This window comes from Streptomyces sp. NPDC058650 (assembly GCF_042717315.1).
GTDB lineage: Bacteria > Actinomycetota > Actinomycetes > Streptomycetales > Streptomycetaceae > Streptomyces.
This window is the reverse complement of the sequence record NZ_JBHXRL010000019.1, coordinates 1-26,275: the sequence shown is the minus strand read 5'-3', so window position 1 is coordinate 26,275 and position 26,275 is coordinate 1. Positions and strand designations below refer to the sequence as shown.

The following is a 26,275-nucleotide window of genomic DNA, read 5'->3' as shown; positions in this document are numbered from 1 at the left end:
CACGCGAACAGGGGACCCGGTCCACCCGACCTAGACTCGATGCGTGCACGACTTTGCTCCTCTGGCCCGCTTCGGCGGCCTCGTCGCGACCGATCTCCGGGACGTCACCCATGACCCCGAGGCCCTGGACTCCACCGGCTTCTGGGCCGTCTGCGCGGACTTCGAAGGCCGCCTGACCTGCGCCCGCTTCGGCGACGTGCGGCCCGACCCGGTGCCCACGCCCGTGCCGGGAGCCTGGCGAGGACCGGGGGCCGGTGACTGGACGTCCTCGCTCGACCGCGACGCGTACACCGCGGGCGTCCGGCGCGTGCGCGAGCACATCGCGCGCGGCGAGGTCTACCAGGCGAACCTCTGCCGGGTGCTGACCGCGCCGCTGCCGGACCCGGCCGCCGCCGACGTCGACGCCCTGACCGCGCTGCTCGCCCGGGGCAACCCGGCGCCCTACGCCGGAACGATCCGCCTCCCCGCCCACGGTGTGGAGATCGCCACCGCTTCCCCCGAGCTGTACCTCCGTCGCGAAGGGGCCCTGATCACCTCGGGTCCCATCAAGGGCACCGGCCGCACCGCCGCCGACCTCCTCCCCAAGGACCATGCCGAGAACGTGATGATCGTCGACCTGGTCCGCAACGACCTGGGACGCGTCAGCGAGACCGGCTCCGTCGCCGTCCCCGCCCTCTGCGCGGTCGAGGAGCACCCCGGCCTCGTCCACCTGGTCTCCACGGTCACCGGCCTCCTGCGCGAGGACGCGGGCTGGCCCGAGCTCCTCTCCGCGACCTTCCCGCCCGGCTCCGTCACCGGCGCGCCCAAGTCCAGCGCCCTGCGGATCATCGAGGCCCTGGAGACCGCCCCCCGCGGCCCGTACTGCGGAGGAATCGGCTGGGTCGACGCCGACGCGGACACGGCCGAGCTGGCCGTCGGCATACGCACCTTCTGGATCGACCGCCCCGAGGGCGTGCTCCGCTTCGGCACCGGCGCCGGGATCACCTGGGGTTCCGACCCGGAGCGCGAGTGGGAGGAGACCGAGCTGAAGGCGTCCCGGCTGGTCGCGATAGCGTCGGGCGCCTACGAGTCGGACGCCTACGAGGCGAGCGGAAAGGCCATCTCTCGATGAAACTCTGGGTCAACGGCGGACTGCACGACGCGGAGACCGCCCTGGTCTCCGTACTGGACCACGGGCTGACCGTCGGCGACGGCGTCTTCGAGACGGTCAAGGCCGAGCGTGGAGAAACGTTTGCTCTCACGCTCCACCTGGACCGCCTCACCCGCTCCGCCCGCGGACTCGGCCTGCCCGACCCGGATCTCGACGAGGTCCGCCGCGCCTGCGCCGCCGTCCTCGCGGCCAACCCGATGGAGCTCGGCCGGCTGCGCATCACGTACACCGGCGGTCTCTCGCCGCTCGGCTCGGAGCGCGGCGACGCCGGCGGCAGCCTCGTCGTCGGCCTCGGCGAGACCGTGCGTCGCGCCGATGCCACCGCGGTGATCACCGTGCCCTGGACCCGTAACGAGCGCAGCGCCCTCGCCGGCCTGAAGACCACCTCGTACGCGGAGAACGTCGTCGCCCTCGCCAGGGCGCGCGAGCAGGGCGCCTCCGAGGCGCTCTTCGGCAACACCCTGGGGCGGCTCTGCGAGGGCACCGGCTCCAATGTCTTCGTCGTGCTCGACGGCGCGATCCACACCCCGCCCGTCTCCTCCGGCTGCCTGGCGGGCATCACCCGGGCCCTCGCCGTGCGGTGGACCGGCGCCGAGGAGACCGATCTGCCGCTGGACGTGCTGGAGAGCGCCGAGGAGATCTTCCTGACCTCGACCCTCCGCGACGTGCAGGCCGTGCACCGCGTCGACGGGCGCGCGCTCACCGGCGCCCCCGGGCCGGTCACCGCCAAGGCCATGCGGATCTTCGACGAGCGCGCGGCCCAGGACCGGGACCCGCGCCTCGCGTGAGCCGCCTCGTGTAAATCGGGATGACGGACGGCCCAGGGGTGGGTAGAACACCCATGATGACCACCACCCTGCGGCCGGCCGGGCCGCTTCAGCAGACGCCCGACGGCGGCCGTTCCCGTACCTACGACGTGTGCGTGAACAGTCGCCGCGTCGGCTCCGTCCGTCTCTCGACCGATCCGGGCTTCGGCGCCGCCTCGGGCGTGATCCAGGGGCTCCGGGTCGACGAGCCGGACCGGCGGCGGGGCCGTGGCACGGTCGCCGCGCTCGCCTCCGAGGAGGTGCTGCGGAGCTGGGGCTGCGTCGAGGTGCAGATATCGGTGCCCGCCGACGCGGCGGCGGCGCTGCGGATGGCCCGCTCGCTGGGCTATGGCGAGCGCAGCCGGAACATGGTCAAGGAGCTGGCCGCCGAGCCGCCGGCCCTGCCGGAGGGCGTCGAGGTCCGGCCCATGACCGGGAGCGAGTTCACCGAGTGGGAGGCGCGGGCCAGGGAGGGCTTCGCGCAGAGCTGGATCGACCGCGGCGTCCCCGAGGACCAGGCCCGCGCCAAGGCCGACGACAGCCACCGCCGGTACCTCCCGCAGGGCCTGGCCACCCCTGGCGTCGCGATCCACGTGGTCGTCGGGGACGGGCGGCCCGCCGGCTTCCTGTGGACCGGCCGCATCGAGCTCGAACCGGGACGGTGGGCCGCCTTCGTGTACGACATCGAGGTCGCGGAGGAGCAGCGCGGCCGCGGCTACGGCCGGGCCCTCATGCTGCTCGCCGAGCGGGTCGCGCGGGAGGCCGGGGAGGAACTGCTCGGACTCCACGTCTTCGCGGGCAACACCCCGGCCATCCGGCTCTACGAGTCCCTCGGCTACCGCACGACCTACGTGAACAGCGCCAAGGTGCTCCTGTAGGGGGTGGTCAGCCCTTCAGGAGCCGGTCGGCGATCTCCTCGACGCGCTGCCGCAGGCCGTCCTGGCTCTGGCCGCCGTCGAGGCGCTCGCCGCCGATCACGTACGTCGGGGTGCCGGTGACCTTGATCGCCTTCCCCTCGGCCTCGTCCGCGTCGACGGTCAGCAGGTGCCGGCCGTCGATCAGGGCGGTGTCGAACTCCTCGGCGTCCAGTTCCAGTTCGGCCGCCACCTCCAGGAGCACCGGCTCGCCCCGGTCGCCGAGTTCGGCGGTCCTGGCCAGCAGTGCCTCCACGTACGGCCAGCCCTTGCCCTGCTCGACGGCCTCCTCGGCGGCCTGGGCGGCGGCGTAGGCGTGCTTGTGCTTCGCCAGCGGGAAGTGGCGCAGCTGTACGTCGAGGCGGTCGCCGTACGTCTCGCGCAGCGCGCGGACGTCGTCGAGGGCCACGAAGCAGTCGGGGCACTGGAGGTCGAACCAGGCCTCCAGGACGACGGGGGAGGCGGGTGCGGTGGTGGAGTCGCTCATGGCAGCAGTGTCCCTCACCAGCCCCTGGGGAGGAGATCCGGCCGCCGTGACCCCGAGATCTCCCTGAGAACGGCCCCGGGACATGGCCCCGGGCGCCCTCGGCGGTGCAGGATGGAAGGGACGTATCACCCGGACCTGGAGGATCGCATGATCGCCGAGACCATTTGCTCCGCGGCGGCCGCGGCGGGCCTGGGCATCGCCGCGATCACGGCGTACCGGAAGCGCTTCCTGTCCGCCGCCCGGATCGCCGCCTACTCGCTGGTGCCGCTGGGTCTCGTGATGACCGGTGCCGTGGAATGGCTCGCCGACACGGCCTTCAGCCCGGTGGCCTGGGCAGGCTTCGGCGTGCTCGGTGCCGCCTGGCTGCTCTTCTCGTCCACGCGGGCCATCGAGCGGCGCCGGGGCGGCCGTAAGGAGACCACCGGGGGAGCGGAGCCGCGTGCCGTGGCGCCGGCCGCTTCCTCGCCCTCGCGCTCCGTGGCGCCGAAGCCGCAGGCCGGCCGGTCCGCCGGGGAGGACTTCAGCGACATCGAGGCGATTCTGAAGAAGCACGGAATCTGATCACTTCTGGCGATTCCCCTTCCCGTGATCCACGGGAAGGGGTGAACAGCCCCTGCGGTGAGGCGTGTTGCGGGTTCCCGGGCGCGGCGTGCGTCATCATCCCCCCGAGATGCTGGATACCTCGCGGGAGCCCGTCCCCGCCACCCCCGATGCCGCCGGACCCGTCGACCTGCCCGCGGAGGAAGCGCGCGGTTGTCTGTTCGCGCTCTCCCAGCCGCCGCTGATGATCTTCCTCGCGGTGATCGGCTGTCTGCTGCTGACGGCCGCCGTGCACGATCTCTTCGTGCTGTGAGTCTTCGTGCTCTGGCTCTTCATGCCGTGACCCCTCGCAGGGGGACCCGGTGCGCGGGGAGAGGGTCCGGCTGTCAGCCCGCCGCTTCCTTGCGGCGCGCCCGGTACGCGGCCACGTGCAGGCGGTTGCCGCAAGTGCGGCTGTCGCAGTAGCGGCGCGAGCGGTTCCGGGACAGGTCGACGAAGGCCCGGCCGCAGTCCGGTGCCTCGCAGCGGCGCAGCCGCTCCTGCTCGCCCGCCACGACGATGAACGCGAGGGCCATGCCGCAGTCGGCGCCGAGGTGGTCCGCCACCGAGGCGCCCGGCGCGAAGTAGTGCACGTGCAGGTCGTAGCCGTCGTGGTCGGTGAGCTGCGGGGTGGTGCCCGCCGCCGCCACCAGCTGGTTGATCAGCGGGGCCGCGATCCGGGGTGCGGGGGCCGAGAACACCGCGGCGAACTTCTCGCGGACCGCGCGGACGGCTTTCAGGTCGCCGGGCCCGAGCTCGCCCACGTCGCTGATCTTGTGTGCCCGTACGAAGGTCCGCAGCCCTTCGAGATCCGCGAGCTCGTCGGGGCGGTCGCCCTGGGGGGCCGTGTTCATCAGATCGACGACGGTGTCGAGGGCGATCCGGGTGTCGTGGGGGATCAGCACGATTCGCTCCCTGGCCGGCCGCGGGCGGGCGCCCACGGAATGGCGCTGACTCTAGCGCGGCCGGGAAAGGGACAACGGCGCCCACCACCGCGCCGGCTGCGCGGTGGGGAACGCCGTCGTCGTGCCTATGTGACTGCCCACGCGGCGCCGTCGCCCCGAGTCGGACGGCGCCGTGCGGCTCTCGGCCTGGCTCAGCTGTCCGCCAGGATGTGGGAGAGCTCCGTATCGAGATCGAAGTGCCGGTGCTCGGTGCCCGGTGGCACGGCGGCGTCGGTCCGCTTCAGGAACGACTCCAGGGCCCTCGCCGGGGCCTCGAGCAGGGCTTCTCCCTCGGGTGAGCTCAACGCGATGCAGACGACTCCCTGGCCGTGACTACGGGATGGCCAGACGCGGACGTCGCCCGTGCCGGTGGGCCGGTGCAGCCCCTCGGCGAGAAGGTCGCGGGCGAAGACCCACTCGACCGTCTCTTCGGCTCCGGTGTGGAAGGTGGCGTGCACGGCATACGGATCGGCCGTGTCATACCGCAGGCCCGCGGGTACAGGCAGTGAGGACTCGCTCGACACAACGAGGCGCAGGTGCAGCTCGCAGCTGACCGTGGTGTTCATAAGCGCCAGGGCCTTTCGCTCAGTGTGCGCTCGGGGATTCGCACGTCGGCGAAATCGACATGCCACCTCCAGTGCCGTTGTAAACCCCTCTGTCGGTTTTGTGATCGTTCAGGTAGCTCGGATGGCCGTATGTAACTTGGGGTAATACCGCCATACCGGTAGGCCCCTCGCGTCCGGTAAGTTGGGGAGTATGAATGCGGAGAGTGACGAGCACACAGGGGATTCCGCAGCCGGCCAGGAAGCCGAATTGGGATCCCGCGCACCGGAGTTCATCAAGTCCCGACGAGGTCTGCATCTGAGCTGGCAGGTCGGTGTCTTCGTCGTGGGACTGGCCGTGGTCGGCGCGGGCATCGTGATGCTGCCCCTGCCCGGGCCCGGCTGGCTGGTCATCTTCGGCGGCATGGCGATCTGGGCGACCGAGTTCGTCTGGGCACAGCTCGTGCTCCGCTGGACCAAGCGGAAGGTCACCGAGGCCGCCCAGCGCGCCCTCGATCCCAAGGTCCGTCGCAGGAACATCATCCTCACCACCGTCGGCCTGGTGATCATCGGCGTCCTGCTCGGCTTCTACCTCTGGAAGTTCGGCTTCGTCATGCCGTGGAAGATCGACGAGTGACCTTCGGGCGGTTCGGGAGCCCCGCTGACATGGGGTAATGTTTGCGGTGCGCCCGGGCGATTAGCTCAGTGGGAGAGCACTTCGTTCACACCGAAGGGGTCACTGGTTCGAACCCAGTATCGCCCACCACCCGGCCCGAAGGCCCGGAGACGGAACACCGTCTCCGGGCCTTCGGCGTATGTCTCCGGGCCTTCGGCGTATTCGGTGTCCTACGGCGTGTCACCGCATCCGACCCAGCCGCTCCCGCAGCCGCCGGGCATCCCGCAGCCGCTGCTCGTACGTGGCGCCCACCGCGAGCAGCAGGAGCCCGGCGAGGGCCGGCGGCAGCCAGCGCGGCAGCGCGCCCACCGCCTGCACGACGTACGGGGCCAGCTCGTGCAGCCCGTCCAGGGCCAGCACCCCACCGCCGAGCACGAGCAGCGCCTGGAGCCGGAAGCGTGCGCCGAGCAGCGTCACGACGAGCGCCGCGACCCCCAGGAGCAGCGGGCGCACCCAGTCCGGGTCCACCCAGGCCGCGACGAGGCTCGGCAGCAGCGTCGCCGCGAGACCGGGCCCGTACGCCGTCCAGGACGAGGCCTCCGGGTCCCGGCGCCGCCGCAGGAACCCGACGGCCAGCGCGGGCACGGTCACCGGCAGCGTGTACGCCTCCGGGGTCGTCACGTCCGAGACCACGAGCCGGACCCAGGTGGCGAGCAGGAACAGGGCCGCCGCCGTCCACGAGGCGAACCCCCGCCGCTCCGGCCGGATCGCCGTCGCCGCCGCGATCAGCCCGCCGACGGCCAGCGTGAGGGCGAGGAAGGCGGGCCGGGACGCGGCGATCCCCAGGGCGAGCAGCCCCACGGACGCGCCGGTGATCTCGACCGTCAGGGTCACCGGGCCCGTACGCGTCCGGGCGGCAAGCGCCGCGGTGGCCGCCGGGACCAGGAGCAGTGCCAGTGCCGTCCACTGGTCCTCGAACGCGGCCGCGGCCGCCACCGCCAGGACGAGCCCCGTCGCCGTGAGGACGGCGACGCAGGCGGAGACCGCCCGGCGCGCGCCCTCCCCGAGCACGGCGACGCCCGCGAAGAGGCCGAGCAGCACCCCCAGCGAGGCGAAGGTGGCTTCGCGGACGTCCAGCGCCGACGCGACCGCGCTCACGGCGGACGCGAGCCCGCCGGCGTACGCGCACCAGCCGAGCGCGGTACGGGGCTCCAGGACGGTCGCCTGCGCCTGGGGCCGCAGGGGCGCCCAGGTGCCCCAGGGGGTCCCGGGACCGGAGGGCGGCGGCACGGCCTTCGTGGTCGGCGCCTCGCCCCGCCGCAGTCCGCGCGGGAGCGGGCCGGGGCGGACGGCGATCCAGAGGGCGGCCGCCGTGGTGAGGAGCTGGAGGACGAGTGTCGCCGCGTACGGCAGGTCCAGGGCGACGGGCAGGGCCGTGAGCAGCGCCCAGACCACCGCGAGCGCGCCGCAGCGGGCCCAGAGCCGGGGGACCGCCGCGAGCGCGGCGGCGACCACCAGGAGGACCAGGGCGGCGGTCGCGGGGTACGAGGTCAGGGCCCGCTCGGCGTGCTCGCCGGACCACACGTCCGTCGTCCGGGCCACCGGTCCCAGCAGCCCCACGGCCACGGGCGGCAGCGCCCACAGCGCGCCGAGTGCCATGACCCCGGCACCGGCGCCGGCCAGCCCGAGCCGGACGCCACGCGGCAGCCACGAGGGCGTGGCCGCCCGGACCGTGGCATCCGCGCCGGTCGCGCCGGCGTCCGTCCCGGGCGCCGGCACGGAGGCCGCGCCGAGGAGCGGCCCGCCCGCGCGCCACAGCGACGCCAGGGCGAGGCCGCACAGCACGTACCCCGGGACCGTCCAGTCCGCCGGAAGCGCCGCCCGGAGGAGGCCGCCGAGGGCCGCCACCGCCGACAGGCCCGCGAGCGCCGAGGCCGCCGCCGCGAGCGAAGGCCGGCGCCAGGCCACGTACAGCGCCAGGGCCGCGCCCGCCAGGAGGAGCGGCGCGCCGCTCCACGGCGCGGACAGGGAGAGCCAAGCGCCCGTCAGGAGCGACCAGCCGCCCAGCGCCGTCGCCCCGGTGGCCGCCGTGATCCGGACCGCCATCGGGCGGGTCCACAGCACCACCGCCACGTCCGCCGCGACCGTGACCAGCGCAGCCCAGGCGAAGGCCGTCGGCCCGCCCCCGGCCGCGAGCACGCCCAGCGGCAGCGGCAGCTGGGCCGCGACGACGGCCACCGGCAGCGGGATCCGCAGCCGGGGCAGCGCCGAGCCGTACGCCGTCCACGCACCCGCGAGGACCGCGGACGCCACCGCCGTGTAGCCCAGGCCGTCGGTCGCCGCGAGCGCCACCCGGTGCAGCGCGTACGCGTCGAGGACCATCAGGACGAGGCCCAGCGCCGCCACCGACTCGGCCGTCGAGACCAGACCCTTCCGCAGCAGCGCCACCGGCGCGGCCAGGGCCGCTGAGGTCACCACGAACAGCACCGCCGCGCGGCCGCCGATCCCCATCGAACCCCAGCTCACCAGGGTGAAGGCGACCGCGGCGATCGTCAGGAGCGTCCCGCCGAGCGTCAGCAGCACGTTCTGCGCGCTCCGCGGGGTCGAGTCCGTGACCGCCCTGCTCCCCGGCCACGGCGGCGGCGCCGCCGGGACCGGGGCGTACAGTGCCCGGATCAGCCAGGCCCGGCGGGCCAGCAACTGGGCCCGGCGCGCGTCGAGTTGCGCCAGCTCGCGGTCGACGAGCGCCAGCTCGTCCGCGGGCGGCAGGGAAGTGTCCATAACCGGAGTGTGGCCCCGGCCACACGCGCTGGGAATGCGTCACCGTACTCAGATCCCGGCCTGAGTACCCCACACTGAAGCCATGGACTGGTGCCGGTACCGCTTCCGGAGCGTCTGGCGGCTCGCCGCGCCGCCCGACGCCGTCTACGCCGTACTCGAACGCGCCGAGGAGTACCCCCGCTGGTGGCCCCAGGTCCGCGAGGTCGTCCTCCTCGACGACACCACCGCCACCGCCCGCTTCCGCTCCCTCCTCCGGTACGAGATCGTCGTCACCGCCCGCTCGCTGCGCCGCGACCCCGACGCCCGGATCCTGGAGGTCGGCCTCGGCGGGGACCTGGAGGGGTGGGCCCGCTGGACCCTCGTGGCGGAAGGGGCCGGCACCCGCGCCGTGTACGAGCAGGAGGTGGAGGTCCGCGCCCGGCTCCTGCGGGCCCTCGCCGTCCCGGGACGGCCCGTCTTCCGGGCCAATCACGCGCTGATGATGCGGGGAGGGAGGCGTGGACTCGCCGCCCGTCTGCGCGCGGTTTGAACGAAACCCGTACGGGCCTGTATGGTTCAACCCGTTCCCGGGCGATTAGCTCAGCGGGAGAGCACTTCGTTCACACCGAAGGGGTCACTGGTTCGATCCCAGTATCGCCCACCGGGAAAGGCCGGTCCGTCGAAAGACGGACCGGCCTTTGTCATGCGGCGGACGCGTCGGTCCGGCCCATGTGTCAGGCCGCCGTGCGCAGTTCAGGCCGCAGCGGCCAGGCCGGGTCCACCGTCTCCGGTGTGCCCTGTCGCGTGAACCACGCCTGGAGCCCGCGCGCCTGGGCCGCGTGCCACACCGCCTGGAGCGTGTGCAGCTCCGCCGGGGTCAGCCGCTCGAGACGGGACGAGAAGCGCCGCGCCACCGCCCGTACGACATCCAGGGCCGCGGTCGCGTCCGCCGCCGCGTCGTGCGCCCCGGCCAGCTCCACCTCGTAGTGCGCGCAGAGGTCGGTGAGCGTGCGACGGCCCTTGCGGTACCGGTCCAGGTGCTTGTCCAGGACCCGCGGGTCGAGCACGCACAGCGGCGAACTCGCCAGGTAGTTGCCCAGCGACGACGCCCGGTGCCGGCGCAGTTCCCGGTCCAGGATCGTCAGGTCGAACGGCGCGTTCATCACCACGAGCGGCCGCCCCGAGGCGATCTGCTCGGCGAGCGCCCGTGCCAGCTCCTCCATCACCGGAGCCGGCCACCGGCCGTTCCGCTGGAGGTGATCGTCCGTCAGTCCGTGTACGGCCGTGGCCTCCTCCGGCACGGATATGCCCGGATTGACCAGCCAGCGCGTCACCCGCGGACGCGCCCCGGCCGTGTCCTGCACGACGAGGGCGGCCGAGACGATCCGGTCCTCCTCGACGTCGACTCCCGTGGTCTCCGTGTCGAAAGCGGCCATGGGACCTTCGTACCAGTGCGTCGTCATCCCCGAACTCCTCGCACCCCAGCGGCAGATGGCCAACCCCCTGCCCGAAACGGTGATACCCGGACTGTTTGCGCCGTACGCGGACCGGTCACAACACCAGGGACGGGGAAGGACATCGACATGGCGCTCGCCCAGCCCGAGTCGGGAGGGCTGCCGCCTCAGCGGGCAGCATCGACGCGCGGCTCACTCGCCACCACCGCCTGCATGGAGACCCTCCAGGTGGGCTACCTCCACGCGGTCGCCGCGGCGGCCGGCTGTTCACTGTCCCAGCCCTTTCCGGACAACGGCATCGACTGGCACGTCAGCCACGGCTCTCCCGCGCACACCGTCGACGACGAAGTGACCATCAAGGTGCAGCTCAAGTGCACCTACCAGATTCCGCCGCACCCGCCGGGCAACTCCTTCTCGTTCACGCTCGACAACGACCACCTGGTGAAGCTCGCCCGGACGCCCGTGTCCGTGCACAAGATCCTGGTCGTGATGATCGTCCCGAGGACGCAGGAGGACTGGCTGAGGGCGAGCCACGACCGGCTCGACCTGCGGCACTGCTGCTACTGGATCAACCTGGCCGGACACCCGGTCACGGGACGTCGCCGGACCACGGTGCGCATCCCGACGGCGCGGATCTTCGACGACCGGGCGCTCTGCGAGATCATGACCCGGGTCGGCGTGGGAGGGAGACCTTGATGCACCGACCGATCGGTGACCCGGACGGCGGGTACGGAGCCGGTGGTGAGGGCGGCGGCGGTTCCGGCTCCGTACCGCCGCCCTACCGGCCCCATCCGGCGCCCGGCGACACCCCCGGGCCCTGGACCGGGATCCCCGCACCGCCCGCGGGACCCTGGGCCGACACACAGGGACCGCCCGACCCCGCCCGGGTCGACCCGCGCGTCCTTGGCGCCCTCCTCGCCCGCCACGGCTGGCGGCGGCGCGGCGGGGCGGCCGGGCGCTACAGCCGCTGGACCCCGCCCGGAGGCCCCGGCGGCGGGACGGGAAGGGGCGGCACGAGCCTGCTCGTCCCGGAGAGCCGGGCCTTCCCCGACTGCGAGGACCTGCTCGGCGAGGCGCTCGCCGCCCTCGCCCACAGCGGCACGCCCTCCGCGCGCGAGGTCCTCACCGGCCTCTCCGTCCCCAGCGACGAGATCCGCTGGTGGCGCGACGTACCGCCGGGCCCGGCCGGCACGGTCCCGTGGACCGTGCAGGAACAGCTCAGGTCGGCGGCCCGCCAGCTGCTCCTCGCGGGCGCCCTCGCCGTGCGCGGACGAGCGGGGTACCACGGCGCCCGCCACCGCCGGCCCGCCCAGGCCTCCCTGGAGACCGTCGTCGTGGGCGCCGCCCCCGGCGGACGCGGCCTGACCGCCTTCCTGCCGGTCGAACCGGGCCGCCCCATCGCCGTCCGGCTCTACCACGCGCTCTACGCGGCCCGGGAGGCCACCGACTACCAGCGGGCCACCGGCGGCATGGAGGCCTTCGACGCCGCCGTCGAGGCGGGCGTCAGCCGCGAGCTCACCGAGGCCCTCGTCGCCCTGGTCCGGGGCACGGAAGGAGCCAGGGTCGCCCTCGAATGGGCCCCGGCCGCCGGAGCGCCCGAGGGGTGCGCCGCCCGCCCCGAACCCGTCGAGTTCTCGCCCGGTGACCTGCCCGCCCTGCGCGAGGCGAGCGCCCGCTATCTGACCGACGAGCCCTCCATGCCGGTACGCATCACCGGGGCCGTCGTCCGCATGCGCCGCTCGGGGGCGCGCGGCGACGGCACCGTCCGGCTGCGGGTGCTCGGCGGGGCCGAGGTCCCGCACGTCCGCGTCACGCTCGGGGAAGAGGCGTACCGCACCGCCGTCCACGCCCATCTCGTCGGGCTGCCCATCAGGGTCGTGGGCCGCCTGGAGAGCCGGGGCGGCTTCCGGCGCCTGACCGACGCCACCGGGGTCGTCCCCGTCCAGGTCGACGAGGCGGAACGGGACCGGCTGATGAAGTCGCTCCACGAGAACCTCGACTTCTTCGAGGAGGCGTGCGGCCCGGACGAGGGGTGACCGCCGGTTCGGCGTTCGAGTACGCCCGCCTGCGGGACCGGCGACCGAGCCGAAGGGGCGCCGGGGGGAACAGGGCCGACGCGCGGAGCCCCCGGGGAACGAGGGAGGCGAGCACGGTCGACCCCGTGAGCCCGCTTAAGGCGCCCCGGAGGTGAACCGAGCCCTTAAGATCAGAGGCGACGCGGCACCTCGTCTCTGTCGCGCACCGTCGGCGCCGGCACCTCGTGCCTGCCTGCGCCCCAAGGGAAGAAGAACACCAGTGTCCGAAGTCCGTGTGACCGTCCAGTCCGCCTCAGAGGCAGAGGAGAGGGCGGTGAGCGCGGGCACCACCGCCGGTGCCCTCTTCGCCGACGACCGCACCATCATCGCCGCCCGCGTGGGCGGCGAACTGAAGGACCTCTCGTACGAGCTCGCCGAGGGCGATGTCGTCGAGGGCGTCGAGATCTCCTCCCCGGACGGTCTCGACATCCTGCGCCACTCCACCGCGCACGTCATGGCCCAGGCCGTGCAGGAGCTCTTCCCCGAGGCCAAGCTGGGCATCGGCCCGCCGGTCCGGGACGGCTTCTACTACGACTTCGACGTCGAGAAGCCCTTCACTCCCGAGGACCTCAAGGTCATCGAGAAGAAGATGCAGGAGATCCAGAAGCGCGGCCAGCGCTTCTCCCGCCGCGTGGTGACCGACGAGGCCGCCCGCGAGGAGCTCGCGGACGAGCCGTACAAGCTGGAGCTCATCGGCATCAAGGGCTCCGCGTCCACCGACGACGGGGCCAACGTCGAGGTGGGCGGCGGCGAGCTGAGCATCTACGACAACCTCGACGCCAAGACCGGCGAGCTGTGCTGGAAGGACCTCTGCCGCGGTCCCCACCTGCCGACCACCCGGAACATCCCGGCGTTCAAGCTCATGCGCAACGCGGCCGCCTACTGGCGCGGCAGCGAGAAGAACCCGATGCTCCAGCGCATCTACGGCACCGCCTGGCCGTCGAAGGACGAGCTGAAGGCCCACCTCGACTTCCTGGCCGAGGCCGAGAAGCGCGACCACCGCAAGCTCGGCAACGAGCTCGACCTCTTCTCCGTCCCGGACGAGATCGGCTCCGGCCTCGCGGTCTTCCACCCCAAGGGCGGCATCATCCGCCGGGTCATGGAGGACTACTCGCGCAAGCGCCACGAGGAGGAGGGCTACGAGTTCGTCTACTCGCCGCACGCCACCAAGGGCAAGCTGTTCGAGAAGTCGGGCCACCTGGACTGGTACGCCGAGGGCATGTACCCGCCCATGCAGCTCGACGAGGGCGTGGACTACTACCTCAAGCCCATGAACTGCCCGATGCACAACCTGATCTTCGACGCGCGCGGGCGCTCCTACCGGGAGCTGCCGCTGCGCCTGTTCGAGTTCGGCACCGTGTACCGGTACGAGAAGTCCGGCGTCGTCCACGGTCTGACCCGGGCGCGCGGCTTCACCCAGGACGACGCGCACATCTACTGCACCCGCGAGCAGATGGCGGAGGAGCTGGACAAGACCCTCACCTTCGTCCTCAACCTGCTCCGCGACTACGGTCTGAACGACTTCTACCTGGAGCTGTCCACCAAGGACCCGGAGAAGTTCGTCGGCTCCGACGAGGTGTGGGAGGAGGCCACCGCGGTCCTCCAGCAGGTCGCCGAGAAGCAGGGCCTCCCGCTGACCCCCGACCCGGGCGGCGCCGCGTTCTACGGCCCGAAGATCTCGGTGCAGGCGCGGGACGCCATCGGCCGTACCTGGCAGATGTCGACCGTGCAGCTCGACTTCAACCTGCCGGAGCGCTTCGACCTGGAGTACACCTCCCCGGACGGCACCAAGCAGCGCCCGGTCATGATCCACCGCGCGCTGTTCGGTTCGATCGAGCGCTTCTTCGCGGTGCTCCTGGAGCACTACGCGGGTGCGATGCCGCCGTGGCTGGCGCCCGTTCAGGCGACCGGCATCCCGATCGGCGACGCACACGTCGACTACCTGCACGAGTTCGCCGCCAAGGCGAAGAAGCAGGGCCTGCGGGTGGACGTCGACTCGTCCTCGGACCGGATGCAGAAGAAGATCCGGAACGCGCAGAAGCAGAAGGTCCCGTTCATGATCATCGCGGGTGACGAGGACATGGCCGCCGGCGCCGTCTCCTTCCGCTACCGCGACGGTTCGCAGGAGAACGGCATCCCCGTCGACGAGGCCATCGCCAAGATCGCCAAGATCGTCGAGGACCGCGTCCAGGTCTGACGGCCGCACGCGTGATCAGGCCCCCGGGGAATCCCCCGGGGGCCTCTTCTCGTCCTCCCGCGTGAACGCCTGGATCAGCCACGACGAGAACGAACCCGTCACCGCCCCGAGCAGCGCGAGCCCGCAGGCCATCACGCCCACCGCCGTCACCCGGCCGCCCGGGGTCACCGGGGCGACGTCCCCGTACCCCACCGTGGCGAGCGTGGCGCAGACCCACCACACCGCGTCGCCGAAGGTGAGGATCGTGGCGCCCGGGGCGTCCGCCTCGTACCGGTAGACGGTGAGTGCTCCCGCGAAGCCCAGCAGGGTCGTGGTGAGGCCGGCGTAGACCATCACGCGCGCGTAGAGGCTGAGCCGCGGCTTCTCCTGGCGGCGCTGCACCCGGTCGTAGAGGGTGACCATCCGCACCGGCCGCAGCAGGGGCAGCAGCAGGACCACCGTGTCGAGGAGGTGGGTGCGGACGAAGCGGAGCGGGCCGAGGCCGCTCAGGCGGAGCCGTACCGCGTAGTCCGCGACGAAGACGGCCCAGGAAGCGAGGGTGACGGCGAGGCAGAGGTCGAGCCAGCCCTGGGGGAGACCTCGGTGGCCGAGGACCCGCACCGCGTAACCCGTGAGATAGGCGAGGGAGGCCACGGCGAGCGGCGTCTCCATACGGCGGTCCCAGCGTTCCTGCCGGGGCGGTTTCGGTCGCCTGTCGATCATCGGATCAGCATGGCGTCTGCATGGATCTTCCGCCCCGGCGACACGTTCCGAACGGGCGACGCAATATGCTGCACAGCATGACGACTGAGCCGGAGCAGCAGATCGGAGTCGGGACGCGGGACGCGTTCCAGCGCCTGTGGACGCCCCACCGGATGGCGTACATCCAGGGCGAGAACAAGCCGACCGGGCCGGGGGCCGACGACGGCTGTCCGTTCTGCTCGATTCCGGCGAAGTCCGACGAGGACGGTCTGGTGATCGCCCGCGGCGCGAGCGTGTACACGGTCCTCAACCTGTACCCGTACAACGGCGGCCACCTCATGGTCGTCCCCTACCGGCACGTCGCCGACTACACGGACCTGGACGTGGCGGAGACGGCGGAGCTCGCCGACTTCACCAAGCGCGCGATGGTCGCGCTGCGGACGGCGTCGGGTGCGCACGGCTTCAACATCGGCATGAACCAGGGCGCCGTCGCCGGCGCCGGGATCGCCGCGCACCTCCACCAGCACGTGGTGCCGCGCTGGGGCGGCGACACCAACTTCATGCCGGTCGTCGGACACACCAAGGTGCTTCCACAACTGCTCGCCGACACCCGGAAGATGCTGGCCGACGCCTGGCCGACCACCATCTGATCCGTACGGGCTGATCCGTACGCGCTGATCCGGACGCACGCGAAGGCCCGGGCCGAGTGGCCCGGGCCTTTCCCGCGCGCCCCGTCAGGCGTCGTAGGCGTCGGCCTTCTTCGGGCCCGGGTCCTGGACGGCTCCGCCGAGGAACAGCGAGCGGTTGGTGAAGCGCTCCGTGTCCACACCGTGGTCGTCGAGCATCTTGACGGTCGCGGCGTGGACGGCCCGCAGCACCGGCGTCGCCATGCGGATCGCGTCGTCGGCCATGAAGCGGTTCTTCCAGAGCGGGCCCGCCCAGGCGTGACGGAGGCCGAAGGGCTCCGGCAGGACGAGCTTGCCGCCGAGGAAGTCCAGGAGCGGCGGGTACCAGGAGAGCGGGGCGCGGACCGCGAGCCGGACCACCTCGTCGGTCTCCATCAGCGGCTGCTGGATCTCCTTCGTCTCCCAGAAGCGGACGGCCTTCGAGACCTCCTTGGTCTTCGCCTTGGGCTTCGTGGTGAAGAGGGAGTGCACGGGCCCCAGGGCGTGGCCGGTGACCTCGACCCGCAGCGTGTGGTGGAGCGAGGTGACGGTGACCAGCATCGTGAGGACGAGGTTTCCGTCCCACAGGATGAACTGCACGCCGAGGTAGTGGCGGTTGCCGGCACCGAACTGCTGGTCGTTGCAGATGCGCTGTATCTCGTGCGGTTTCACCTGGTAGTGGACGATGCTGTCGCCCTCGGGGCGGCTGACCTCGTCGGCGCCCTCGCCGACCGGGGAGACGATCCAGTGCTTGACGGTCGGCTTGGGGAAGCCCGTCTTGAGGGAGCCGCGCTCCAGGAGCGTGAGCTGGTCGTGGATCTTCCGTATGACGTCCCAGGCGCGGAAGTCGTGGATCTCCCGGCCGGGCTGCGGTACGAGCTCCTCGGCGAGGGTCCAACTGCCCCAGCGGGTACCCATACCGAGGATGCCCTTCGTGCCCGCGTAGAAGACGATGTTGGACTGCTGCTCGGCGGAGAGCTTCTCCAGGTTCAGCCGGAGGGCCTCGGCGGCCTTCTCGCTCGGATCCTGCGGCACGGCCTCGGGGATCTTCGGACCGGCGCCGCCGCCGCTGAGCAGGGAGGTCCACTGCGCGCGCAGGGCGACCGCGGTCTTCTCGCAGATCCGGCGCGCGAGGAACCAGCCGACGACCGGAGCCACGAGCATGGCGCGCAGGTAGTTCGGCAGGATCCCGTCGAGGGGCAGCTTGACCAGCACGAGCAGGGCGAACAGGCCGGCGGCGACGAGGAGCACGGTGCCGACGGCGCTGGTGCGCCTGTTCGCGGAGCCCGCGGCGATCCGGCGGAGCTGGATGACGCCGAGCCAGAGGAGCAGACCGGGCAGGAAGAGGACGCCGCAGAGGACCGTGACCAGGGTCAGTCGGCTGTCGCGCTGCCTGCGGATCCGGGAGGCGGCGAGGCAGTGCTCGACGACCGGCTGGGGCTCGGCGCCGAAGGACTGGATGAGGGCCTTGCGGCCGCCGCCGAGCATGCGCACCTGGACCGCGCGGGAGAAGGCCTCGCCGAGGTCGGGGTGGAAGAGCTTGTTCCATCTCCCTTCCTTGACCTTCGACTTGTGCAGGTCGTTGTCGGCGTCCAGGATCACCTCGACCGGGCTGTCGCGGTACGCGACGGAGGCGAGGGCATGGGTCGCCGCCGTGCGTCCGTCCGACCCCTGGAGGGGAATCTGTGCCCCGGGTCCGAATCCGTCGAAAGCCACTGCCGCCCCCATCGCCGCGAGTACCTGTGCGGGCTGTTCCCGACTGCCGCGCCCCGCACACCTTCTGAGCTGGGCACCACAGCGTAACCGGGTACCGGCCGATGCGTCACCGATGCGTACGGTCCCGGCCGAATGCCGCCCGCCGGTTCGGTGCCGGCCGGGCGGCAGGGGCTTTCCCCTCGTCAACTACGAGCGTCAGGAACCCTTTTCGGCCTCGCCGCGGATCCTGTCCGCGAGGTGCGGGGGCATCGGTTCGTGCCGGGCGTACGCGCGGTCGAAGCGGCCCGTGCCGTGCGAGACGGAGCGCAGGTCGATCGCGTACCGGCTGATCTCGATCTCCGGCACCTCCGCCCTGACCAGGGTCCGTCCCGGCCCCGCCTGCTCGGTGCCGACGACCCGGCCGCGCCGCCCCGACAGATCGCTCATGACCGGGCCGACGTACTCGTCGGGGACGAGGACCTGGACCTCGGCGACCGGCTCCAGGAGGTCGACGGGGACGTCGGCGGCCGCCTCGCGCAGCGCGAGCGCCCCGGCCGTCTGGAAGGCCGCGTCGGAGGAGTCGACCGAGTGGGCCTTGCCGTCCCGCAGGGTGATCCGGACGTCGACGAGCGGGTAGCCGGCGGCGACGCCCCGGGCGGCCTGGGCCCGCGCCCCCTTCTCGACGGAGGCGATGAACTGGCGCGGTACGGCTCCGCCGACCACCTTGTCGACGAACTCGATGCCGCTGCCCGCCGGCAGCGGCTCCACGTCGAGCTCGCAGATCGCGAACTGGCCGTGGCCGCCGGACTGCTTGACGTGCCGGCCCCGGCCCGCCGACGCGCCGCCGAAGGTCTCGCGCAGCGACACTTTGTACGGCACGGCGTCGACCTGGACCCCGTACCGTCCCTGGAGCCGTTCCAGGACGACGTCCTGGTGGGCCTCGCCCAGGCACCACAGCACCACCTGGCGGGTGTCCTGGTTCTGTTCGAGGCGCAGGGTCGGGTCCTCGGCGACCAGCCGGGCCAGGCCCTGCGAGAGCCGGTCCTCGTCGGCCTTGCTGTGCGCCTCGACGGCGAGCGGCAGCAGGGGCTCCGGCATGCTCCACGGCTCCATCAGGAGCGGGTCGTCCTTCGCGGAGATCGTGTCGCCGGTCTCGGCGCGGCCGAGCCGGGCGACACAGGCGAGGTCCCCGGCGATGCAGTGCGCCATGGGCCGCTGCTGCTTGCCGAAGGGGGAGGTGAGTCCGCCGATCCGCTCGTCGACGTCGTGATCCTCGTGGCCGCGGTCGGCCAGGCCGTGGCCGGAGACGTGCACCGTCTCGTCGGGTCGCAGCGTCCCGGAGAAGACCCGTACCAGGGAGATCCGGCCGACGTACGGGTCGGCGGCCGTCTTGACGACCTCGGCGACCAGCGGGCCGTCGGGGTCGCAGGTGACCGGTGGCCGGGGCTGCCCGTCGGGCGTGGTGACGGCGGGCGGCTCGTGCTCCAGGGGGGAGGGGAAGCCGCCGGTGATCAGTTCCAGGAGTTCGAGGGTGCCGAGGCCCTGCGTCCCGCCGTCGACGGCGGGGGCGGCCGCGAGCACCGGGTGGAAGCCGCCCCGGGCGACGGCCTTCTCCAGGTCGTCGACGAGCGTCTTCACGTCGATCTCCTCGCCGCCGAGATAGCGGTTCATGAGGGTCTCGTCCTCGCTCTCCGCGATGATCCCCTCGATGAGCCGGGCGCGGGCCTCCGCGATCAGCTCCCGCTGGCCCTCGTCGGGCTCCTCCTCGCGTCGTACGCCCGTCGAGTAGTCGAGGATCCGCTCCGAGAGGAGGCCGACGAGTCCCGTGGTGGGCGCGTGCCCGTCGGCGCCCTCGGTGCCGCGCACCGGCAGGTAGAGGGGGAGGACGGCGTCCGGGTCGTCGTGCCCGAAGAGGTCGGCGCACACGGCGGTGAGCTCGGTGAAGTCGGTGCGGGCGGTGTCGAGATGGGTGACGACGATGGCGCGGGGCATGCCGACGGCGGCGCACTCCTCCCAGACCATGCGGGTGGAGGCGGCGACGGCATCGGCCTCCTGCGCGGCCGAGACGACGAAGAGGGCCGCGTCCGCCGCCCGCAGACCGGCCCTCAGCTCCCCGACGAAGTCGGCGTACCCGGGTGTGTCGAGAAGATTGATCTTGAACCCGTCCCAGCCGACCGGGACGAGGGAGAGTTGTACGGAGCGCTGCCGGCGGTGCTCGATCTCGTCGTAGTCGGAGACCGTCCCGCCGTCCTCGACGCGCCCCGCCCGGTTGACCGCCCCGGTGGCCTGGGCGAGCGCCTCGACGAGGGTCGTCTTGCCCGATCCGCTGTGGCCGACCAGCACCACGTTCCGTACGGACGCGGGCCGGTCGGCCGTCAAAGCCCTGCCGGCGGCTCCGGCGGCCGTGTTCGCCTTGTCACCCATGATGTGTTCCTCCCGACTGCTCGCACGGTGCGGCGGGACGCGGGCGCGGGGGAGTGGCGTGGCGCGGTGCGGCTCCTGCGGGTGCCCGCGGTGGTCCTTCGAGCTTTGCACCGGCTTCGGGAAGCGTCCATACGTCGTGCCTTGCACGGACCCGCGAGGGGACGGCGACGCGGCGGGGACGGGTGCCCGCCGCGTCGGCGGCGCGCGCGTGGCTACGATGGGTGAGCCGGTGGTCATAGGGGCCGCGCGGCCCACCGAACCTCGGGAAGGCCATGCTGAACAAGTACGCGCGTGCCTTTTTTACGCGTGTCCTCACACCGTTCGCCGCGTTTCTGCTCCGCCGGGGCGTCAGCCCCGACGCGGTCACACTCATCGGCACGGCGGGAGTGATGGCCGGTGCGCTGGTCTTCTTCCCCCGGGGAGAGTTCTTCTGGGGCACGATCGTCATCACCCTCTTCGTCTTCTCCGACCTCGTCGACGGCAACATGGCCCGGCAGGCGGGGATCTCCAGCCGTTGGGGGGCGTTCCTCGACTCGACGCTCGACCGGGTCGCGGACGGCGCCATCTTCGGCGGCTTCGCGCTCTGGTACGCGGGCACGGGCGACGACAACGTGCTGTGCGCCGTCGCCATCTTCTGCCTCGCGAGCGGCCAGGTCGTCTCGTACACCAAGGCCCGTGGCGAATCGATTGGCCTGCCGGTCGCCGTGAACGGTCTCATCGAGCGCGCCGAGCGGCTCGTCATCTCGCTGGTCGCCGCCGGTCTCGCCGGACTGCACGCCTTCGGCGTCCCCGGCGTCCAGGTGCTGCTCCCGATCGCCCTGTGGATCGTGGCGGTCGGCAGCGCGGTGACCCTGGGACAGCGCGTGGTGACGGTACGACGGGAGTCGGCCGAGGCGGACGCCGCGGCCAGGGGGAGCGAGGCGACGCCGTGAGCGCACTGAAGGACAGGCTGACCGACGGGCTGTACGGCCTCGGCTGGTCGACCGTGAAGAAACTGCCGGAGCCGGTGGCGACCGGCCTCGGCCGACGGATCGCCGACTTCGCCTGGAAGCGGCGCGGCAAGAGCGTCCTGCGGCTGGAGTCCAACCTCGCACGCGTGGTGCCGGACGCCACGCCCGAGCGGCTCGCCGAGCTGTCGAAGGCCGGCATGCGCTCGTACATGCGCTACTGGATGGAGTCCTTCCGGCTGCCGACCTGGAGCAAGGAGCGGGTCGAGAGCGACGTCGACATCAAGGGCGCCCACTACCTGCTCGAAGGGGTCGCCTCCGGGCGGGGCGTCATCGTCGCGCTGCCGCACCTGGCCAACTGGGACCTCGCGGGTGTGTGGGTGACCCGCGCGCTCGGCGTGCCGTTCACGACGGTCGCGGAGCGGCTCAAGCCGGAGACCCTGTACGACCGCTTCGTCGCCTACCGCGAGTCCCTCGGCATGGAGGTCCTCCCGCACACCGGGGGCTCCGCCTTCGGGACGCTCGCGCGGCGGCTGCGGGCCGGCGGCCTGGTCTGCCTGGTCGCCGACCGCGACCTGTCGGCCTCCGGCATCGAGGTCACCTTCTTCGGCGACACGGCGCGGATGCCGGCCGGCCCGGCGATCCTCGCGCAGCAGACGGGCGCGCTGCTGTTGCCGGTGACGCTCTGGTACGACGACACGGCCGTCATGCGGGGCCGGATCCACCCGCCCGTCGACGTGCCGGAGTCAGGTACGCGGGCCGAGAAGACGTCTGTGGCGACACAGGCGCTGGCCGACGCCTTCGCCGCCGGCATCGCGGACCACCCGGAGGACTGGCACATGCTGCAACGACTGTGGGTCGCGGACCTGGAAGAACGCCCTGAGCGCCCGCAGGGCCCGGACCGGGACGGGGAGCGGACCGCGTGAGGATCGGGATCGTCTGCCCGTACTCCTGGGACGTGCCGGGCGGCGTCCAGTTCCACATCCGCGACCTCGCCGAACACCTCATCCGGCTCGGCCACGAGGTCTCCGTCCTCGCGCCCGCCGACGACGAGACCCCGCTGCCGCCGTACGTGGTGTCGGCGGGCCGCGCCGTGCCCGTGTCGTACAACGGCTCGGTGGCGCGGCTCAGCTTCGGCTTCCTCTCGGCCGCGCGGGTACGCCGCTGGCTGCACGACGGCACCTTCGACGTCGTCCACATCCACGAGCCGACCTCGCCCTCACTGGGGCTGCTCACCTGCTGGGCGGCGCAGGGGCCGATCGTGGCGACCTTCCACACGTCGAACCCGCGCTCGCGGGCGATGATCGCCGCGTACCCGATCCTCCAGCCGGCCCTGGAGAAGATCAGCGCCCGGATCGCGGTGAGCGAGTACGCGCGGCGGACCCTCGTCGAGCACCTCGGCGGCGACGCCGTCCTCATCCCCAACGGCGTCGACGTGGACTTCTTCGCCCGCGCCGAGCCGAAGAAGGAGTGGCAGGGCGAGACGCTCGGCTTCATAGGGCGGATCGACGAGCCGCGCAAGGGTCTGCCCGTCCTCATGCGGGCCCTGCCCAGGATCCTGACCGAGCGGCCGGGGACCCGGCTGCTCGTCGCGGGCCGCGGGGACGAGGAGGAGGCGGTGGCGTCGCTGCCGCGCGAGATGCGCTCCCGGGTGGAGTTCCTCGGCATGGTCAGCGACGAGGACAAGGCGCGGCTGCTGCGCAGCGTCGACGTGTACGTGGCGCCCAACACCGGCGGCGAGAGCTTCGGCATCGTCCTCGTCGAGGCGATGTCGGCCGGCGCGCCGGTGCTCGCCGCCGACCTCGACGCCTTCACCCAGGTCCTCGACCAGGGCGGCGCGGGCGAGCTCTTCGCCAACGAGGACGCGGACGCGCTCGCGGAGGCGGCGATCCGGCTCCTGGGCGACGAGACGCGGCGCGCGGAGCTGAGCGCCCGGGGCTCGTCGCACGTCCGGCGCTTCGACTGGAGCACGGTCGGCGCGGACATCCTCGCCGTCTACGAGACGGTCACGGACGGCGCGGCGGCGGTGGACACGGACGAGCGGGTCGGTCTGCGGGCACGGCTGGGGCTGTAGGGCGCCCACGCCCACGCCCTCGGTCCGAGCCGGGCCCCGTCCCTCCCCGTGTGGGCCATCGCCCGCAGGGGCTGGGGCGGGGCCCGGCTCGCCGGGCTCGCGGCCGGTCGTCGCGCGCGTGTCCTGTTCGCCCCTGACCGTGACGTTTGGGGAGGGGGCTCCCGCCGTCCCGGTAGCCTGTGCGCCCGTGACCCAAACCCTGATCTGGACCGTTGTCGCGCTGATCCTCATCGGCGTCTATCTCAGCTGGACCGCCGGACGGCTCGACCGGCTGCACTCCCGTATCGACGCCGCCCGTGCCGCCCTGGACGCCCAGCTGCTCCGCCGGGCCTCGGTCACCCAGGAGCTGGCCACCTCCGGCGTCCTCGACCCCGCCGCCTCGATCGTGCTGTACGAGGCCGCGCACGCCGCCCGGCAGGCCGAGGAGGACCACCGGGAGGTCGCCGAGAGCGAACTCAGCCAGGCGCTGCGGGCCGTCTTCGGCGAGCCCGAGCAGGTGGAGCTCGTACGGGAGGCGCCCGGCGGTCCGGAGGCCGCGGGGGAGCTGGCCCAGGCCGTGCGCCGGGTGCCGATGGCGCGCCGCTTCCACAACGACGCCGTACGGGCCGCCCGCGCCCTGCGCCGCCACCGCAAGGTCCGCTGGTTCCGGCTCGCAGGCCACGCACCCTTCCCGCTGGCCTTCGAAATGGACGACGAGCCGCCGGTGGCCCTTGCCGATCGCCCGACCTGAGCCCGCGTCACCTGCGAAAACGATCCACCGAGTCCACATTGGCCCTTGATGTGGACCCCATGTGGCCTGTTTCCTCGTCTTGTCGTCAACCCCTGTTGTCACGAGTGAGGTATCCGTGTCCACCACGCCTTCCACCACCTTCCAGTCCCCCGAGACCGGCACCGCGCGCGTCAAGCGCGGCATGGCCGAGCAGCTCAAGGGCGGCGTGATCATGGACGTGGTCAACGCCGAGCAGGCGAAGATCGCCGAGGACGCCGGCGCCGTGGCCGTCATGGCCCTGGAGCGGGTCCCCGCGGACATCCGCAAGGACGGCGGCGTGGCCCGCATGTCCGACCCGAACATGATCGAAGAGATCATCGGCGCGGTCTCCATCCCGGTCATGGCCAAGTCCCGCATCGGTCACTTCGTCGAGGCGCAGATCCTGCAGTCCCTCGGCGTCGACTACATCGACGAGTCCGAGGTCCTGACCCCGGCCGACGAGGTCAACCACTCCGACAAGTGGGCCTTCACGACCCCCTTCGTCTGTGGTGCCACCAACCTGGGCGAGGCCCTGCGCCGCATCGCCGAGGGCGCGGCCATGATCCGCTCCAAGGGCGAGGCCGGCACCGGCAACGTCGTCGAGGCCGTCCGCCACCTGCGCCAGATCAAGAACGAGATCGCCAGGCTGCGCGGCTTCGACAACAACGAGCTGTTCGCCGCCGCCAAGGACCTGCGCGCCCCGTACGAGCTCGTCAAGGAGGTCGCCGAGCTCGGCAAGCTGCCGGTCGTGCTGTTCTCCGCCGGTGGTGTCGCCACCCCCGCCGACGCCGCGCTCATGCGCCAGCTCGGTGCCGAGGGCGTCTTCGTCGGCTCCGGCATCTTCAAGTCCGGCGACCCGGCCAAGCGTGCCGCCGCCATCGTGAAGGCCACCACGTTCTTCGACGACCCGAAGGTCATCGCGGACGCCTCCCGCAACCTGGGCGAGGCCATGGTCGGCATCAACTGCGACACCCTCCCCGAGTCCGAGCGCTACGCCAACCGGGGCTGGTAAGCACCGATGAACCCCTCTCCCGTCATTGGTGTCCTGGCCCTCCAGGGCGACGTACGGGAGCACCTGATCGCCCTGGCCTCGGCTGACGCCGTGGCCAGGCCGGTCCGGCGCCCCGAGGAGCTCGCCGAGGTCGACGGCCTGGTCATCCCCGGTGGTGAGTCCACCACCATCTCCAAGCTGGCCGTGCTCTTCGGCCTCATGGAGCCGCTCCGCGAGCGCATCGCCGCGGGCATGCCGGTCTACGGCACCTGCGCCGGGCTGATCATGCTCGCCGACAAGATCCTCGACCCGCGCTCGGGCCAGGAGACCTTCGGCGGCATCGACATGATCGTCCGCCGCAACGCCTTCGGGCGGCAGAACGAGTCCTTCGAGGCCGGCGTCACCGTCACGGGCATCGAGGACGGCCCCGTCGAGGGCGTCTTCATCCGTGCCCCGTGGGTCGAATCCGTCGGCGCCCAGGTCGAGGTCCTCGCCGAGCACGGCGGCCACATCGTGGCCGTACGGCAGGGGAACGCCCTCGCCACTTCGTTCCACCCCGAGCTCACCGGGGATCACCGACTGCACGGCCTGTTCGTCGACATGGTGCGCGCCGCGCGGTGACTCGATCCCGGTAGGATCTCTGGGGTTCGTTCAGAAATGGGTTACGCGAAGGAGACAGGCAGATGTCCGGCCACTCTAAATGGGCTACGACGAAGCACAAGAAGGCCGTGATCGATGCCAAGCGCGGCAAGCTCTTCGCGAAGCTGATCAAGAACATCGAGGTCGCCGCCCGTACCGGCGGCGCCGACCTGGACGGTAACCCGACGCTGTTCGACGCCGTCCAGAAGGCGAAGAAGAGCTCGGTCCCGAACAAGAACATCGACTCGGCGATCAAGCGCGGCGGCGGCCTCGAGGCCGGCGGCGTCGACTACGCCACGATCATGTACGAGGGCTACGGCCCGAACGGTGTCGCGGTGCTCATCGAGTGCCTCACCGACAACCGGAACCGTGCCGCCTCCGACGTCCGCGTCGCGATGACCCGCAACGGCGGCTCCATGGCCGACCCGGGCTCGGTCTCGTACCTGTTCAACCGCAAGGGCGTCGTCGTGCTGCCCAAGGGTGAGCTGTCCGAGGACGACGTCCTGGAGTCGGTGCTCGAAGCCGGCGCCGAGGAGGTCAACGACCTCGGTGAGTCCTTCGAGATCATCAGCGAGGCCACCGACCTGGTCGCCGTTCGTACCGCGCTCCAGGAAGCCGGCATCGACTACGACTCGGCCGACTCCAGCTTCGTCCCGACCATGCAGGTCGAGCTCGACGAGGAGGGCGCGCGCAAGATGTTCAAGCTGATCGACGCGCTGGAGGACAGCGACGACGTGCAGAACGTCTTCGCCAACTTCGACGTCAGCGACGAGGTCATGGAGAAGGTCGACGCCTACGCGAGCCACACCGTCCGCGCCTCCTCCAGCTCGTCGAGAGCGGCCACCAGCCGCCCCGGATCGAGCTCCCGGTCCTCGGGACCGAACCTG

The 26,275-nt window shown here is 72.2% G+C and carries 25 protein-coding genes, 2 tRNA genes and 1 pseudogene; 20 read left to right on the top strand and 8 right to left on the bottom strand.

All coding sequences use genetic code 11. From position 1 onward, the window contains the following. Positions 1 to 43: 43 nt before the first annotated feature. From ACFWWU_RS28040 to ACFWWU_RS28030, 3 genes are read left to right on the top strand one after another with little or no spacing between them, the layout of a single operon-like run. Positions 44 to 1,111, top strand: coding sequence for a chorismate-binding protein (locus tag ACFWWU_RS28040; RefSeq protein WP_384149006.1), 1,068 nt, complete (start codon positions 44 to 46; stop codon positions 1,109 to 1,111). Then, positions 1,108 to 1,938, top strand: a complete 831-nt coding sequence (locus tag ACFWWU_RS28035) for an aminotransferase class IV (protein ID WP_384149004.1) — start codon at positions 1,108 to 1,110, stop codon at positions 1,936 to 1,938. Before ACFWWU_RS28040 ends, ACFWWU_RS28035 begins: the two co-directional genes overlap by 4 nt. Positions 1,939 to 1,994: 56 nt before the next feature. Beyond that, positions 1,995 to 2,834, top strand: a complete 840-nt coding sequence (locus tag ACFWWU_RS28030) for a GNAT family N-acetyltransferase (protein ID WP_384149003.1) — start codon at positions 1,995 to 1,997, stop codon at positions 2,832 to 2,834. 7 nt (positions 2,835 to 2,841) lie between these two features. Here ACFWWU_RS28030 and ACFWWU_RS28025 read toward each other — a convergent pair whose 3' ends face one another. Next, positions 2,842 to 3,357 (bottom strand): DsbA family protein, encoded by a 516-nt coding sequence (locus ACFWWU_RS28025; RefSeq protein WP_384149001.1) that lies wholly within the window; start codon positions 3,355 to 3,357, stop codon positions 2,842 to 2,844. 111 nt (positions 3,358 to 3,468) lie between these two features. On the opposite strand from ACFWWU_RS28025, the gene ACFWWU_RS28020 reads away from it, so the two are divergent. After that, complete coding sequence (locus ACFWWU_RS28020; protein ID WP_384148999.1) at positions 3,469 to 3,918, top strand: hypothetical protein; 450 nt, start codon at positions 3,469 to 3,471, stop codon at positions 3,916 to 3,918. 109 nt (positions 3,919 to 4,027) lie between these two features. Next, positions 4,028 to 4,210, top strand: coding sequence for a hypothetical protein (locus ACFWWU_RS28015; protein WP_384148997.1), 183 nt, complete (start codon positions 4,028 to 4,030; stop codon positions 4,208 to 4,210). A 73-nt stretch (positions 4,211 to 4,283) separates the two neighbouring features. Here ACFWWU_RS28015 and ACFWWU_RS28010 read toward each other — a convergent pair whose 3' ends face one another. Both ACFWWU_RS28010 and ACFWWU_RS28005 read right to left on the bottom strand, forming a co-directional pair. Next, the gene (locus ACFWWU_RS28010; protein WP_384148995.1) at positions 4,284 to 4,841 is read right to left on the bottom strand and encodes a CGNR zinc finger domain-containing protein; all 558 of its coding nucleotides are present in this window, start codon (positions 4,839 to 4,841) and stop codon (positions 4,284 to 4,286) included. A gap of 191 nt (positions 4,842 to 5,032) precedes the next feature. After that, on the bottom strand, positions 5,033 to 5,446 hold the full coding sequence (locus ACFWWU_RS28005) for an SsgA family sporulation/cell division regulator (protein ID WP_015032345.1): 414 nt from the start codon (positions 5,444 to 5,446) through the stop codon (positions 5,033 to 5,035). 190 nt (positions 5,447 to 5,636) lie between these two features. Here ACFWWU_RS28005 and ACFWWU_RS28000 point away from each other — a divergent pair, with 190 nt between their 5' ends. Beyond that, on the top strand, positions 5,637 to 6,059 hold the full coding sequence (locus tag ACFWWU_RS28000; protein WP_384148993.1) for a TIGR02611 family protein: 423 nt from the start codon (positions 5,637 to 5,639) through the stop codon (positions 6,057 to 6,059). 54 nt (positions 6,060 to 6,113) lie between these two features. Further along, positions 6,114 to 6,188: transfer RNA gene (locus tag ACFWWU_RS27995), tRNA-Val, on the top strand. A gap of 90 nt (positions 6,189 to 6,278) precedes the next feature. Here ACFWWU_RS27995 and ACFWWU_RS27990 read toward each other — a convergent pair. Continuing rightward, the gene (locus ACFWWU_RS27990; protein WP_384148991.1) at positions 6,279 to 8,819 is read right to left on the bottom strand and encodes an SCO7613 C-terminal domain-containing membrane protein; all 2,541 of its coding nucleotides are present in this window, start codon (positions 8,817 to 8,819) and stop codon (positions 6,279 to 6,281) included. Between the two features lie 82 nt (positions 8,820 to 8,901). On the opposite strand from ACFWWU_RS27990, the gene ACFWWU_RS27985 reads away from it, so the two are divergent. Continuing rightward, positions 8,902 to 9,348, top strand: coding sequence for an SRPBCC family protein (locus ACFWWU_RS27985; RefSeq protein WP_384148989.1), 447 nt, complete (start codon positions 8,902 to 8,904; stop codon positions 9,346 to 9,348). Positions 9,349 to 9,387: 39 nt separating this feature from the next. Next, positions 9,388 to 9,459: transfer RNA gene (locus ACFWWU_RS27980), tRNA-Val, on the top strand. A 73-nt stretch (positions 9,460 to 9,532) separates the two neighbouring features. On the opposite strand, the gene ACFWWU_RS27975 is transcribed toward ACFWWU_RS27980, so the two are convergent. After that, on the bottom strand, positions 9,533 to 10,261 hold the full coding sequence (locus ACFWWU_RS27975) for a 3'-5' exonuclease (protein WP_384148987.1): 729 nt from the start codon (positions 10,259 to 10,261) through the stop codon (positions 9,533 to 9,535). Positions 10,262 to 10,381: 120 nt separating this feature from the next. Between ACFWWU_RS27975 and ACFWWU_RS27970 the strand changes: the two genes are divergently transcribed. The 3 genes from ACFWWU_RS27970 to thrS all read left to right on the top strand — a co-directional run bounded on the left by ACFWWU_RS27970 (position 10,382) and on the right by thrS (position 14,524). Beyond that, entirely contained in the window at positions 10,382 to 10,948 is a 567-nt protein-coding gene (locus ACFWWU_RS27970) for a DUF4365 domain-containing protein (RefSeq protein ID WP_329624487.1), read from the top strand. Then, positions 10,948 to 12,288 (top strand): hypothetical protein, encoded by a 1,341-nt coding sequence (locus ACFWWU_RS27965; protein WP_384148985.1) that lies wholly within the window; start codon positions 10,948 to 10,950, stop codon positions 12,286 to 12,288. Before ACFWWU_RS27970 ends, ACFWWU_RS27965 begins: the two co-directional genes overlap by 1 nt. Positions 12,289 to 12,547: 259 nt before the next feature. Then, positions 12,548 to 14,524 carry a threonine--tRNA ligase gene (thrS, locus tag ACFWWU_RS27960; RefSeq protein WP_384148983.1) on the top strand — a complete coding sequence of 659 codons (1,977 nt, stop codon included), beginning with the start codon at positions 12,548 to 12,550 and terminating at the stop codon, positions 14,522 to 14,524. 15 nt (positions 14,525 to 14,539) lie between these two features. Here thrS and ACFWWU_RS27955 read toward each other — a convergent pair whose 3' ends face one another. Continuing rightward, positions 14,540 to 15,226: a potassium channel family protein gene (locus ACFWWU_RS27955; RefSeq protein ID WP_384148981.1), complete on the bottom strand. Its 687-nt coding sequence runs from the start codon at positions 15,224 to 15,226 to the stop codon at positions 14,540 to 14,542. A 65-nt stretch (positions 15,227 to 15,291) separates the two neighbouring features. On the opposite strand from ACFWWU_RS27955, the gene ACFWWU_RS27950 reads away from it, so the two are divergent. Continuing rightward, positions 15,292 to 15,855, top strand: coding sequence for an HIT family protein (locus ACFWWU_RS27950; protein ID WP_384148979.1), 564 nt, complete (start codon positions 15,292 to 15,294; stop codon positions 15,853 to 15,855). Positions 15,856 to 15,939: 84 nt separating this feature from the next. Here ACFWWU_RS27950 and ACFWWU_RS27945 read toward each other — a convergent pair whose 3' ends face one another. Together ACFWWU_RS27945 and ACFWWU_RS27940 are read right to left on the bottom strand one after the other, a co-directional pair. Then, entirely contained in the window at positions 15,940 to 17,598 is a 1,659-nt protein-coding gene (locus ACFWWU_RS27945; protein WP_384148977.1) for a hypothetical protein, read from the bottom strand. 183 nt (positions 17,599 to 17,781) lie between these two features. Further along, the gene (locus ACFWWU_RS27940; protein WP_384148975.1) at positions 17,782 to 19,989 is read right to left on the bottom strand and encodes an elongation factor G-like protein EF-G2; all 2,208 of its coding nucleotides are present in this window, start codon (positions 19,987 to 19,989) and stop codon (positions 17,782 to 17,784) included. A gap of 272 nt (positions 19,990 to 20,261) precedes the next feature. Between ACFWWU_RS27940 and pgsA the strand changes: the two genes are divergently transcribed. The 7 genes and pseudogenes from pgsA to ACFWWU_RS27905 form a co-directional block, all read left to right on the top strand. Next, positions 20,262 to 20,921, top strand: a complete 660-nt coding sequence (pgsA, locus tag ACFWWU_RS27935; protein WP_384148973.1) for a phosphatidylinositol phosphate synthase — start codon at positions 20,262 to 20,264, stop codon at positions 20,919 to 20,921. Between the two features lie 5 nt (positions 20,922 to 20,926). Further along, positions 20,927 to 21,862: a phosphatidylinositol mannoside acyltransferase gene (locus ACFWWU_RS27930; RefSeq protein WP_384149212.1), complete on the top strand. Its 936-nt coding sequence runs from the start codon at positions 20,927 to 20,929 to the stop codon at positions 21,860 to 21,862. Continuing rightward, a complete protein-coding gene (locus ACFWWU_RS27925) occupies positions 21,859 to 23,010 on the top strand; it encodes a glycosyltransferase family 4 protein (RefSeq protein ID WP_384148971.1) in 1,152 nt (383 codons plus the stop codon). The genes ACFWWU_RS27930 and ACFWWU_RS27925 overlap by 4 nt, the downstream gene beginning before the upstream one ends. 187 nt (positions 23,011 to 23,197) lie before the next feature. Next, positions 23,198 to 23,740 carry a hypothetical protein gene (locus ACFWWU_RS27920; RefSeq protein WP_384148969.1) on the top strand — a complete coding sequence of 181 codons (543 nt, stop codon included), beginning with the start codon at positions 23,198 to 23,200 and terminating at the stop codon, positions 23,738 to 23,740. 115 nt (positions 23,741 to 23,855) lie between these two features. Further along, positions 23,856 to 24,770, top strand: coding sequence for a pyridoxal 5'-phosphate synthase lyase subunit PdxS (pdxS, locus tag ACFWWU_RS27915; protein WP_384148967.1), 915 nt, complete (start codon positions 23,856 to 23,858; stop codon positions 24,768 to 24,770). Positions 24,771 to 24,776: 6 nt separating this feature from the next. Next, positions 24,777 to 25,370: a pyridoxal 5'-phosphate synthase glutaminase subunit PdxT gene (pdxT, locus tag ACFWWU_RS27910; RefSeq protein ID WP_384148965.1), complete on the top strand. Its 594-nt coding sequence runs from the start codon at positions 24,777 to 24,779 to the stop codon at positions 25,368 to 25,370. A 62-nt stretch (positions 25,371 to 25,432) separates the two neighbouring features. Continuing rightward, positions 25,433 to 26,182 (top strand): annotated as a pseudogene (locus tag ACFWWU_RS27905) (YebC/PmpR family DNA-binding transcriptional regulator); the annotation flags it as partial. Positions 26,183 to 26,275 lie beyond the last annotated feature (93 nt).